Source organism: Streptomyces sp. NPDC127114 (genome assembly GCF_042677525.1).
In the GTDB taxonomy this organism is placed as follows: Bacteria; Actinomycetota; Actinomycetes; order Streptomycetales; family Streptomycetaceae; genus Streptomyces.
Genome location: NZ_JBHXTJ010000005.1, coordinates 153,764 through 165,842, shown reverse-complemented (window position 1 = coordinate 165,842; position 12,079 = coordinate 153,764). Strand labels below are relative to the sequence as shown.

The 12,079-nt window shown below is 74.3% G+C and carries 11 protein-coding genes; 5 read left to right on the top strand and 6 right to left on the bottom strand.

Going from position 1 to position 12,079, the window contains the following annotated elements; translation table 11 throughout:
• Positions 1-107: 107 nt before the first annotated feature.
• The 4 genes from ACFVGS_RS07635 to ACFVGS_RS07620 all read right to left on the bottom strand — a co-directional run bounded on the left by ACFVGS_RS07635 (position 108) and on the right by ACFVGS_RS07620 (position 3,998).
• On the bottom strand, positions 108-323 hold the full coding sequence (locus tag ACFVGS_RS07635) for a hypothetical protein (RefSeq protein WP_384415838.1): 216 nt from the start codon (positions 321-323) through the stop codon (positions 108-110).
• 197 nt (positions 324-520) lie between these two features.
• Positions 521-1,402, bottom strand: coding sequence for an SDR family oxidoreductase (locus ACFVGS_RS07630; RefSeq protein WP_384415837.1), 882 nt, complete (start codon positions 1,400-1,402; stop codon positions 521-523).
• A complete protein-coding gene (locus ACFVGS_RS07625) occupies positions 1,399-2,436 on the bottom strand; it encodes an alpha/beta fold hydrolase (RefSeq protein WP_385691530.1) in 1,038 nt (345 codons plus the stop codon). Before ACFVGS_RS07625 ends, ACFVGS_RS07630 begins: the two co-directional genes overlap by 4 nt.
• Positions 2,437-2,447: 11 nt before the next feature.
• Positions 2,448-3,998, bottom strand: coding sequence for a flavin-containing monooxygenase (locus ACFVGS_RS07620; RefSeq protein WP_384415834.1), 1,551 nt, complete (start codon positions 3,996-3,998; stop codon positions 2,448-2,450).
• 436 nt (positions 3,999-4,434) lie between these two features.
• On the opposite strand from ACFVGS_RS07620, the gene ACFVGS_RS07615 reads away from it, so the two are divergent.
• The 5 genes from ACFVGS_RS07615 (at position 4,435) to ACFVGS_RS07595 (ending at position 9,373) form a co-directional block, all read left to right on the top strand.
• Positions 4,435-5,055, top strand: coding sequence for a MerR family transcriptional regulator (locus ACFVGS_RS07615; protein ID WP_384415920.1), 621 nt, complete (start codon positions 4,435-4,437; stop codon positions 5,053-5,055).
• Between the two features lie 217 nt (positions 5,056-5,272).
• Positions 5,273-5,869, top strand: coding sequence for a hypothetical protein (locus tag ACFVGS_RS07610; protein WP_384415831.1), 597 nt, complete (start codon positions 5,273-5,275; stop codon positions 5,867-5,869).
• A gap of 2 nt (positions 5,870-5,871) precedes the next feature.
• On the top strand, positions 5,872-7,173 hold the full coding sequence (locus ACFVGS_RS07605; RefSeq protein ID WP_384415828.1) for a peptidoglycan-binding protein: 1,302 nt from the start codon (positions 5,872-5,874) through the stop codon (positions 7,171-7,173).
• Between the two features lie 122 nt (positions 7,174-7,295).
• A complete protein-coding gene (locus tag ACFVGS_RS07600; protein ID WP_385691527.1) occupies positions 7,296-8,102 on the top strand; it encodes an ABC transporter ATP-binding protein in 807 nt (268 codons plus the stop codon).
• The gene (locus ACFVGS_RS07595; protein WP_384415825.1) at positions 8,099-9,373 is read left to right on the top strand and encodes an ABC transporter permease; all 1,275 of its coding nucleotides are present in this window, start codon (positions 8,099-8,101) and stop codon (positions 9,371-9,373) included. Before ACFVGS_RS07600 ends, ACFVGS_RS07595 begins: the two co-directional genes overlap by 4 nt.
• 153 nt (positions 9,374-9,526) lie before the next feature.
• Here ACFVGS_RS07595 and ACFVGS_RS07590 read toward each other — a convergent pair whose 3' ends face one another.
• Positions 9,527-11,215, bottom strand: a complete 1,689-nt coding sequence (locus ACFVGS_RS07590; RefSeq protein ID WP_384415822.1) for a sensor histidine kinase — start codon at positions 11,213-11,215, stop codon at positions 9,527-9,529.
• Positions 11,212-12,042 (bottom strand): response regulator transcription factor, encoded by an 831-nt coding sequence (locus tag ACFVGS_RS07585; protein ID WP_385691391.1) that lies wholly within the window; start codon positions 12,040-12,042, stop codon positions 11,212-11,214. The genes ACFVGS_RS07590 and ACFVGS_RS07585 overlap by 4 nt, the downstream gene beginning before the upstream one ends.
• Positions 12,043-12,079 lie beyond the last annotated feature (37 nt).

Below are 12,079 nucleotides of genomic sequence, written 5' to 3'. Positions count from 1 at the left end.
CCGTACGGTTCTTCATACTTTCCGGCATGCGCGACGGCGCACCCGGCGTTCCGGCATGCGCGAAGGCGCACCCGGCGTCCCGGGTGCGCCTTCCTCACAGAACGGCGTCAGGCGTCGTAGTCCATGTCGAGCCGGTCCTGCTCGGCTTCGTGCCGGCCGCGCTCCGACCGCTCCGGCCGGTCCGGCCGCTCGGCCGGCCGGCCCGACCGCTCCTGCGTGCGCTCCTTGGCCTGGCTGGCGCGCTGGGACGCTTCGTCCTTCTTCGACCTCAGCGAGTCCTTCGCCTGCTGCGCCTTGTTCTGCATCTCGTTCTTGATGCCCATGCGGATTCACTCCTAGAAGGGTGTGAGGGGTGCGGGGCGGGTTTGCCCCTTGGGCACGATCAGACTGACACGACCGGACACACCACGCATTTCGATCACACACGGACAGTCACCACGCGGCCGTCACCACGCTGTCGCCCGCACTCGACCGCCCCGCCCCTCGCCTTCACTCCGCCCTCGTTCCGCCCTCCCCCCCGTCAGACCCGCTCCCCGCGCGCCTGCTCGTCCGCCGCCCCGCCGGCGCCCACGAGCCCCTTGGAGACCGACCCGAGCCTGGGCTCGAAGCGCCGCATCTCCCGCTGCCCGACAGCGGCGATGATCCCCGGCAGATAGCCACGGCTCGACTGCATCCCGCGCAGCCACCACTGCGCGTACACATGGGCCGAGCGCCGCTCGATGCCCGCGACGATCCGGTCGACGGCCGGACCGAGGGGGTACGTGCGGTTGGACGGCCACGGCAGCCGCGCCCGCAGCTCGCGCATGACGTCGTCCTGGTCCGCGCCCCGCACCATGTCGGTGTCGGTCCAGGAGAGGTAGCCGACGCCGACCTTGACGCCCTTGTAGGCGACCTCGGCGCGCAGACTGTGTGCGAAGGCCTCGACACCGGACTTGGACGCGCAGTACGCGGTCATCATCGGCGCCGGCGTCATCGCGGCCAGCGAGGCGATCTGCAGGAAGTAGCCGCGGGACTCCATGAGGACGGGCAGGAACGCGCGCGCCGTGACGGCACCGCCGATCAGGTTGACCTCGATGACCCGCCGCCAGGCGACCGGGTCGGAGTCGACGAACGGACCGCCCGCCGCGACACCGGCGTTGGCGACCACGATGTCGACCTTGCCGAACCGCTCCTTCACCTCGGTCGCGACCTTCGCCATCGCTTCGTGGTCGGTGACGTCGGCATGCCACCAGTCCGCCTCCGTGTGGAGCCGGCCGGCGACCTCCTTCAGGAGCTCCGGCTCCAGGCCGACCAGCGCGATCTTCGCCCCGCGCGCGGAGAGCTTGCGGGCGAGGAGTTCGCCGACGCCGCGGGCTCCTCCGGTGACGACCGCCACCTGTCCTTCCAGGCTCACCCTGCTCATGCCTCTGCCTCCTCCTTCACAGTCTGCGCCTGCCCGGAGAGGTTCTCCCTGGGCTGGTTCACCCCTGGCTGGTTCTCCCCGGACAGTCGGTTCTCTCCGGACGGTCGGTTCTCTCCGGACAGTCGGCTTTCCCCGGGCAGTCGGCTTTCCCCGGGCCGGTCCTCCCCGGGATGCTGCTTCGCGCCCAGGTAGGTGAGCGTCAGTTCGCGGATCTGCGCGGTGACGGCCTCGGGAGCCTCCACCGGCGTCATGTGCCCCATGCCGGCCAGTTCGACGAGGCCGGTGCAGTGTGGCAGGGCGCCCGCCATCGCCCGCGAGTGGCGGGCGGGGGTCAGCCGGTCGGCGGTGCCGACGAGCACGGCGACGGGCAGCCGCAACTCCCGTACGCCCACTTCCAGATCGAGCCCCGCGAGGACCTGCGACCAGCCGTACCGCGCCCCGCGCGGGCAGGCGTGCACGATGCGGGCGCAGGCGTCCACCCGCTCGGGCGCCGAACCTGCGCCCATCGTCGCGTACCTGAGGATCCGCTTCGAGACCGGAGTCACCGGTCCGAGCGGCGCCTTCGACCCGAGGACCGCGCGGGTGAGCCGGGTCCGCAGCCGGCCCGGCCCGAGCGGTACGACGAGGGCCTCGTCCGTCAGCCGCGAGGGCCCGGTCGAACAGAGCAGCGCGGCGGCGGCGTGCTGCCGGAACAGCGGCCGCCGGGCCGCGGCCATGATCGTCATGCCGCCCATGGAGTGCCCCGCCACCACGGCCCGCTCGCCGGGTCCGAGGACGGCGCCGAGCACGGCCTCCAGGTCGTCGGCGAGCGCCTCCGTCGAGTAGCCCTTGCCCGCCGGGTCGGGGACCGGCGAACCGCCGTGCCCGCGCTGGTCGTACGCGATGACCCGGTGGTCGGTGGCCAGGTCCCGTATCTGCGCGTCCCAGAAACGGGTCGAGCAGGTCCAGCCGTGGGCCAGGACCACGGCGGGCGCGCCCTCGGGGCCGTAGACCTCGACGTGGACCGACGAGCCGTCGGCGGAGGTCACGGTCATGTCGTGGCGGTTCACCGGACGGTCTCCTTCTTCCGGGAGGTACGACGGGTTGCCGCGGAGGCCGGCTGCGGCTTCTCCGGGGTGCGCAGCACCTCGTACTCGGACAGGTCGACGGTCCGCGTCTCGCGCCGGAACTCGCCGGTCGTGCCCGGCCACAGGGTGGTGTTGCGGCCGTTGGCGTCGAGGTACCAGCTCTCGCAGCCGCCCGCCTTCCACACCGTCCGCTCCATCCGGGACTGCACGCGGCGGTTCCAGGCGTTGACGGCGGAGGGCCGGGCGGCGAGGGCCGCGCGTCCGCCGGGACCGGCGGGAGTGAGCAGGTCGAGCTGCCGCAGGTAGTCGGCCATGTAGTTCAGCTGGGACTCGATCATGAGGATCATGGAGGAGTTCCCGAGGCCCGTGTTGGGTCCGATGATCGTCATCCAGTTGGGGAAGCCGGCCGCGGTCGCGCCGCGCAGCGACTCCATGCCCGTCTTCCAGTGCTCGGCGAGCGACCGGCCGTCGGCGCCGATGACGCGCGGGGCGATCGGCATGTCGGTGACGTGGAAGCCGGTGCCGAAGATGATCGCGTCGACCTCGGCCTCGGTGCCGTCCGCGGCGACCACGACGTTGCCCCTGACCTCCTTCAGGCCGGAGGCGACGACGTCGACGTTGGGCTGCGCGAGGGCCGGGTAGTACGTGTTGGAGAGCAGGATGCGCTTGCAGCCGAGGCGGTACGAGGGCGTCAGCCTGGCCCGCAGCGCCGGGTCCTTCACCGCACGCGCGATGTTGGCCTTGGCGAGCCGCTCGACCAGGCCGAGCTCGTCGGGCCGCTTGGTGAACGCGCTGACCTGGAGCTCCCGGATGCCCCACAGGATGCCGCGGCGCGCGGCCGCGGTGAACGGCAGCCGCCGGTGCAGCCAGCGCTCGGGTGCGCTGATGGCGCGGTCCATGCGCGGCATGACCCACGGGGGCGTGCGCTGGAAGAGGGTGAGCCTGCCGACCTTCGGCTGGATGGACGGCACGATCTGGATGGCGGAGGCGCCGGTGCCGACCATGGCGACGCGCTTGCCGGTGAGGTCGTAGTCGTGGTCCCAGCGGGCCGAGTGGAAGACCTTGCCGGTGAAGCCGGCGAGTCCCGGGATGTCGGGGATCCTGGGGTCGGAGAGCGGCCCGGTGGCGGAGACGACCACGTCGGCGGAGAAGGTGCCGCTGCTGGTCTCGATGTCCCAGCGCAGTTCGTCCTCGTTCCAGGCCATCCTCGTGACCTCGTGGTTCAGGCGCAGGTGCGGCCGGAGCCCGAAGGTGTCGGTGACGTGCTCCAGATACGCGCGGATGTGGCGCTGACCGGAGAAGGTGCGCGGCCAGTCGGGGTTGGGCGCGAAGGAGAACGAGTAGAGGTGGGACGGGACGTCACAGGCGCAGCCCGGGTAGCTGTTGTCGCGCCAGGTGCCGCCCACGGAGTCGGCCCGCTCCAGGACGACGAAGTCGGTGATCCCCTCGCGGCGCAGCCGGACGGCGGCTCCGAGCCCGCCGAATCCCGATCCGATCACCGCCACCCGTACGTGCTCGTGCTTCGCCATGCCGCCTCCCGTGCGCCCGGCCAAGATTCCGCCAGCAATCACTGGCACAGTCAGGACTGTAGAGCAGCCGCATACCGAGCGGTAGGGGTAAGGCCGGGGAAAGTTACCGGCGGTACAACATAGGCTGGCGAACGTGGCAGAGCGATCGGGAGACCAGACGGACACCACCGCGCCGACGCGGACGACGAGGCCGGACGACGCGACGGGGACGGAGGCGGCGAACGCGGCCGGGCCGGGGACGCTCGCGGCGGGGACTGGGACGGGGACGGCGGACACGGCTGGGACCGGGGCGCACGCGGCGGCGACGGGGACGGCGGACACCGCTGGGACCGGGGCGCACGCGGCGGCGACGGGGACGGCGGACACCGCTGGGACCGGGGCGCACGCGGCGGGGGCGCGCGGACCGGCCGGCGGGGCCGCGCCCCGCGAGTACCGCATGGCCGACCTCGCCGCCGCGGCCGGCATCACCGTCCGCACGCTCCGGTTCTACCGCGAGCGCGGACTCATCCCGCCGCCCCGCCGTGAGGGCCGGATCGCCTGGTACGACGAGCGGCACCTGGCCCGGCTCCGCACCATCTCCGCCCTCCTGGAGCGCGGCCACACCCTGAACGGCATCGCCGACCTCACCACCGCCTTCGAGTCCGGCCGGAACGTCGGCGAGGTCCTGGAACTGGGCGCTCCCACCGAGGAGGAGCCCGTCCGCCTCACCCCAGAGGAACTCGCCGACCACTTCGCGGGCGAGGTCACCCCGGAGAACCTCGCCGCCGCACTCGACCTCGGCTACCTCGCCACCGACGGCGAGGACATCGTCCACGTCAGCCGCCGCCTGCTCGACGTCTCCTCCGCGCTCGTGCGCGAGGGCGTCCCGCTGGCCGCCGTCCTGGAGGCGGGCGGCCGGGTCCGCGAGCACGCGGAGGCGCTCGCGGAACTCTTCACCGAACTCCTCGGCAAGTACACCGACGCGAAGGACGTCCAGCGGCTGCGCCCGCTGGCGAAGAGCGTGGTGGAGGCGGAACTCTCCCTGGCGCTGGACCGCCGGCTGCGCGAGCGCTCGTAAGGGCGGGCCCGCCCCCCTCCCTTGCGCCTCACCACCCGGCCTCGCGCCTCACAACCAGCTGAACGGTTCTTCAAAGGTTCTTCATCACCTCGCTCCTACGGTCGGGGCCGACCCGAGGTGAGGAGCGGAAGAACCCATGACGACGAACCGGGCGAGGACGAGCCGGGCAAAGGCAATCCGGGCACGGGCGAACCGGGCAAGGACGAACCGGGCGCTGATGGCCCTGGCGGCTTCGGTCACGGCGTTCGCGTTGACCGGCTGCGGGAGCGGCGGTGACGGCGGCGCCGAGGTGCCATCGGCGGGCGGGACCACGTCGCCGCCCGGTACGACGGCCGGCCAGAGCGGCGCCGGGGGCGTCGGCGGCGACCAGGCCGAGATCGCCGCGTACGTGGCGGCGAAGCGCAAGTGGGTCACCTGCATGCGCGAGCAGGGCTTCGACTATCCCGATCCCGGCCCGCTCGGCCAGGTCGAGATCGACGGCGACACCAACCGGGCGCGGAAGAAGGACCCGAAGTTCATCCCCGCCACGGAGAAGTGCAAGGAGTTCAACGTGACGGTGCCGGCGGCCGTCGAGAAGGCCATGCGGCCCAGGCTGACGCCCGAACAGATCAAGACCGCCCGCGAGTTCGCCGACTGCATGCAGAAGAACGGCGCTCCCGACTTCCCCGATCCCGACGCCGACGGCTACCAGCCGGGCAACAACAAGGGCACTTCGGACTGGGACCCGACGACGGCGGCCGCCAAGCGCGCCGGCCGCCTCTGCGGGGCGCGGTTCCACGGCGACCCGGTCGAGCCGGGCCCGGGCAAGGGCTGAGCATGAGCGAGACGCGACCGCCCCGCGGCAGCCGCGGCAGCCGCTCCCGCCGCGCCCTGCTCCTCGTGACCGCCGCCCTGGTCGTCGCGGCGACCGTCACGGTCGGCCGGCTGGGCCTCGGGGGCGACCCGGCCGAAAGTGCCGGCGCTCCTCCCCGCGAGGGTTCCACCGTACGCGTCACCCGGACGACGCTGACCGAACGCACGTCGCTCGAAGGCCGGTTGGGCTACGGCGCGGAGACACCGCTGCCCGTCAAGGCGACCGGCACGGTCACCTGGCTTCCGGCACCTGGCACGACGGTCCAGCGCGGCGAGGAACTGCTGCGGGTGGACGACCGGCCCGTGGTGCTGCTGTACGGGGCTCTGCCGATGTACCGGGACCTGGGCCTCACGGCGGCCGACGCGACGGCCGACACAACGGAGGGCCGACGCCCCGACGCCGACGCCGACACGGGCACGGGCACCGGCACCGGCACCGGCACGGGCGGCGGCACCGGCACGGGCACAGCCCCGGGCGGCGGCACCGGACCCAAGGGCGGCGGCACGCCGTCCGCCCCGCCCCCCTCCCAGCCTCCGTCCCCGTCCTCCTCCCCCTCCCGCGAGATGCGCGGCACGGACGTCCTGCAGTTCGAGACGAACCTCGCCACGCTCGGCTACACCGGCTTCACGGTGGACAGCACCTTCACCGCCGGCACCGCCCGTGCGGTGAAGCGCTGGCAGAAGTCGCTCGGCCTTCCCCAGACCGGCACGGTCGGCGTCGGCGACGTCGTCTACTCCGCCGGCGCGATACGGACGGGCAAGGCGGGCGTCCGGCTCGGCGCGGCGGTCTCCGAGAACGTCCTCACCCACACCGGGACGGCACGCAAGGCGGTCGTCGACACGTCCGCCCAGGAGGCCTCCTGGGCCGTACGCGGCACACAGGTCACGGTCGAACTGCCCGACGGACGCACGGTACGGGGCAAGGTGGCGAGCGTGGGCACCGAGGCGACCGAGCCCGAGGGCGGGGGCGGCGGGGGCGAGAACGACGGGGCGCCGACGGTCCCGGTGACCGTCACCATCGAGGACCAGCAGGCCCTCGGGCGCCTGGAGAGCGGGCCCGTCACCGTCACGTACGTGGGGCGGGAACGCAGGGACGTCCTGACCGTTCCGGTCTCCGCGCTGGTCGCGCTCGCGGAGGGCGGCCACGGCCTGGAGACCGCGGACGGCACCTTCGTCCCCGTGAAGACGGGGCTCTTCGCCGACGGCGACGTGGAGATCAGCGGGCCCGCGGTCCGCGAGGGGCTCGAAGTAAGGATTCCGCGGTGAGCGCCGGAAACCCGGCGGGGAGGCTCCCCGCCGCGGAGCCCCACGCGGTCGCGGAGCCCCACGCGGTCGCGAAGCCCGTCGCGGCCGCGAAGCCCGACGCGGCCGCGAAGCCCGACGTCGTCGTGGAGTTCGACGCCGTCACCAAGACGTACGCGGGCGGGGTGACGGCGGTCCGGGACGTCAGCCTGACCGTGGGCAGGGGCGAACTCGTCGCGATCGTCGGCCCGTCCGGCTCGGGCAAGTCCAGCATGCTCAACCTGATGGGCAGTCTGGACCGGCCGACCACGGGCCGGGTCCTGATCGACGGCCACGACGTGGCGGACCTGTCGGACCGTGAGGTCTCGGCGCTGCGCGCCACCCGGATCGGCTTCGTCTTCCAGCAGTTCCACCTCGCGGTCGGCGTACCGGTCCTGGACTCCGTCGCGGACGGACTGCTCTACGCGGGCGTCCCGGCGCGCCGCCGCCGCGCCGCCGCCGCGGCCGCCCTGCGCCGGGTCGGCCTCGCCCACCGCACCCACCACCTGCCCCACCAGCTCTCCGGCGGCGAACGCCAGCGCGTGGCGGTAGCCAGGGCCGTGGTCGGCGAGCCGGCTGTCCTGCTGGCCGACGAGCCGACCGGAAACCTGGACTCGGCCTCCGGCGCGGCCGTCCTGGCCCTGCTGCGCGAACTCCACGCGGCCGGCACCACGGTCGTGGTCATCACGCACGACCGCGAGATCGCCGCCGCGCTGCCCCGCCGGATCGAGATGCGCGACGGCCACGTGATCGCCGACACCCACGTCCCAGGGGGCACCGACACCCCCACCCATACCGACACCCCCACCCACACCCACACCCACACCCACACCCACACCCACACCGACACCGACACCGACACCGACACCGACACCGACACCACAGTGATCACGACGACCGGGACCCCACGGTGACGCACGACGACGACAACGCCCCGCCCGCGACGCGATACCGAGCCCGCCGCACCGCCGCTTCCCGCTCCCGCTCCCGCCGCCCCCCGAGGCTCCGCGCCGCGCGCCTCCGGCCGGCCGATGTCGTACGGCTCGGTGGCACGGGACTGCGCACGCGCCCCCTGCGCGTGTTCCTGTCCGCGCTGGGCATCGCCATCGGTGTCGCCGCCATGATCGCGGTGGTCGGCATCTCCGGCTCCGGTCAGGCCGAGGTCGACCGACGGCTCGACGCCCTCGGCACCAACCTCCTCCGGGTCGCGCCCGGCAAGTCCCTCACCGGCGGCGACTCCCGGCTGCCCCGCGAGGCCGTGCCCATGATCGACCGCATCCCGCCGGTGCGGCAGGTCTCCGCCACGGGCACGGTCTCGGCCCACGTCTACCGCAACGAGCGGATCGCCACGGGCCGCACCGGCTCCCTGACCGTCCTGGCGACCCGGACCGACCTGCTCCCGGCCGTCGGGGCGCGGCTCCACGGGGGCCGTTGGCTGGACGCGACGACAGAGCGCTATCCGGCGGTCGTCCTCGGGGCCACGGCCGCCCAGCGGCTCGACGTCCACACCCCGGGGACCAAGCTCTGGCTCGGCGGCCGGTGGTTCTCGCTGATCGGCGTGCTCGATCCCGTACCGCTCGCGCCGGAGCTCGACGGCGCGGCGCTCGTCGGCTGGGAGGCGGCGCGGACGTACCTCCGGTTCGACGGTCATCCCTCGACCGTGTACGTACGGGCGGACGACCACAGGATCGCGGCCGTACGCTCGGTCCTCGCGGCCACCGCCAACCCGGGCAGACCGGGCGAGGTCCAGGTCTCCCGGCCCTCCGACGCGCTCGCGGCCCGCGAGGCCACCGAGTCGGCGCTGACCGGGCTGCTGCTCGGCCTGGGCGGGGTCGCCCTGCTCGTCGGCGGCGTCGGAGTCGGCAACACCATGGTCATCTCGGTCCTGGAACGCCGCCCGGAGATCGGCCTGCGCCGTGCCCTCGGCGCGACGAAGGCGCAGGTCCGGCTCCAGTTCGTCACCGAGTCGCTGCTGCTCTCCTTCCTCGGCGGCCTCGCCGGTACGGTGCTCGGCACCCTGATCACCGGTGCGTACGCCCTCTCCCGGGGCTGGCCGACGGTGGTGCCGTTGTGGGCGAGCACCGCGGGCATCGCCTCGACGCTGGTCATCGGCATGCTCGCCGGCCTCTATCCGGCGGTACGGGCAAGCCGCCTGTCCCCGACGGAGGCCCTGGCCGGAACCTGAGCGACCGGGGCAACCCGGGCGGCGCGAGCGCCGGCGGCGGCCGGCCGGAGCCGGCGGGAACGTCACTCGGCGCCGGCCGCTTGCAACCCGCCGCGCGCATCCGCCCCGCCCGGCGCATCCATCACCCCCGACGCATCCGCCACGCCCGGCGTATCAGGCACGCGCGGGCGCATCCGGCGCGCCCGCGCCCCTCTCCCGTACCGGCAGCGTGACGGTGAAGACCGTGCCCACGCCCACCTCGCTCTCCGCCTCGATCGCGCCGTGGTGGTCGGCCACGATCTGGCGGGCGATGGAGAGGCCGAGGCCGCTGCCGCCGGTGGCGCGGCCGCGGGCCGTGTCGGCGCGCCAGAAGCGGTCGAAGAGGTGCGGGAGATCGGCCGCGGCGATGCCGGTGCCGGTGTCCCGTACCGAGATCCGTGCGAGCTCGCCGCCGCCTTCGGCCACCTCGATCCGCACGGTGCCGCCCGGCGCGGTGTGCCGGACGGCGTTCGCGACCAGGTTGCTGAGCGCCTGCCGCAGCCGCCCGGGGTCGCCGTGCACCCGGACCGGTACGGGCGGCACGGCCGCCGCGAGCTCCACGCCTGCCGCCGCGGCCAGCGCGCTGTGCGCCGTACGGCAGGACTCGGCGAGGTCCCGGGCGTCGAGGTCCTCGCGGTGGTAGACGAGGGCACCCGCCTCCGCGAGGGCCAGGTCCTGGAGGTCGTCGACGATCCGCTGCTGGAGCAGCACCTCCTCGTGGAGGGAGTCGAGGAGCTCCGCGTCGGCCTCCAGAACGCCGTCGCGCAGGGCCTCCAGATAGCCGCGCAGATTGGCGAGCGGCGTGCGCAGCTCGTGGGCGATGTCGCCGACGAGCCGCCGCTGGCGTTCCTCGCTGGCCTGGAGGGAGTCGGCCATGCGGTTGAAGGAGCGGCCGAGCTCGCCGATCTCGTCCCTGCCGTGCGCGGGCACCCGCCGCGCCAGATCGCCCTCGCCGAGTCCGCGGGAGGCGGCGGTGAGCGCGCGCACCGGCCGCAGCACGGTCCGGCTGAGCAGCAGCGCGCCCGCCACGGCCGCCGCGGCGACCCCGGCGGCGACGGCGATGCTCGGGCCGACGGCGAGGGACCGCCCCGCGTCGTCGAGTGCGCCGAGCCGTACGGTGAGGGGCTGCGGAGCGACCTTGGCGGTCCGCTCGGCGAACATCCGCCGCAGACAGGCCTCGCGGCCGGCGCCCTCCTCGCGGCCGCAGGCGGCGGCGATGGCGTCGGAGTCGGCTCGCAGCGCGTCGCTCGATCCGGCCGCCGCCCGGGAGCAGGCGCGGGCACCGGCCGCACCGCTCTCCCCGGGTCCGGCGTCCTCGTAGAGCGGGATGCCGAGCCCTCCGGTGCGGACGGTGACGGCCCGGCCGGCCCGGGTCAGGCAGGCCGCGTAGGTCACGCTCCGCGCGTACTCGTCGATGGCCGAGACGGTCATCTTCGGCAGGGAGGGCCCGAAGCCGCCCGGGGGAAAGGCGAGTTCGGGCCGGGGGTCCACGAGGAGCGGCGCCGCCGTGCCGCCCGCGCGCGGCGCGCGGCCGAGGAGGGCGTCGGAGTCGGCGAGCTGGGTGCCGCCCGCGTCGCTGATCCGGATCCGCTGGCCGGTGTCGCGGGCGAGGTCACGGACGGTGCCGCCGACGCCGTCCCAGGTGCCGTGGGACTCGGCGTACCGGCGCAGCCCGTCGGTGATCCGGGTGACGTCGAGCCGGTCGGCGGCGGCGGACTCCCGGGCCTGTCGGGTGACCTGGGCGAGCGTCAGCCAGGCGGTGGCGGCGGTGGCGGCCACGACGAGGAGGAGGACGAGTGCGAACACCCGGACCCGAAAGCTCACGCGCCCTCCCGCCGGACCACGCCCGCCCCGCCCGCCCCTGCACCGTCAGCCCCCTGCGCCGCGCCCGGCCTCCCGGCCGCGCCCGCCCCGCCCGCCCCGCCTGCCCCGCCGCCCGCGTCGGCTCCCGCCTCCCCGTCGGCGATGCGGTAGCCCCGCCCGTACACGGTCTCCAGGAGGCGCGGGCTGCCCGGGGCGGCGGCTTCCAGCTTCCGGCGGAGGTTCATCACGTGGGCGTCGACGGTCCGCTCCAGGACGTCCCGGTCGAGACCGAAGACCCGCTCGATGATCTGCGCGCGGGTGAAGACCCGGCCCGGCTCGCGGGTCAGCGCCTCCAGGATCGCGAACTCCTTCGCGGTGAGCGCCACCGGCCGTCCGGCGACCCGTACCTCGAAGCGCGCCGTGTCGAGCTCCAGCTGACCGGCCCGCAGCAGCTCGGGCGCGGCGGCCGCCCGCGAGGTGGTCCGCGAGCGGCGGAGCAGCGCGCGGACCCGGGCGGCGAGCTCGCGCGGGCTGTAGGGCTTGGTGAGGTAGTCGTCCGCGCCGAGGTCGAGGCCGAGGAGCATGTCCTCCTCGGTGCTGCGGGCGGTGAGCAGCAGAATCGGTACCTCGGAGCCCTCGGCCCGCAGGATGCGGCACACGTCGAGCCCGTCGACGTACGGCAGCATCACGTCGAGGACGAGGAGGTCCGGCCGCGTGGCACGCGCCTTGTCGAGCGCGGCCCGGCCGTCGGCGACGACCTGGACCGCGTTCCCCTCCCGTTCCAGATAGATCCGGACCAGCCGGGACTGTTTCTCGTCGTCCTCGGCGACCAGAATCCGCGCGTTCACCCTCGTGCCCCCCCTTGGTGCGACCCCGGTTCGATGG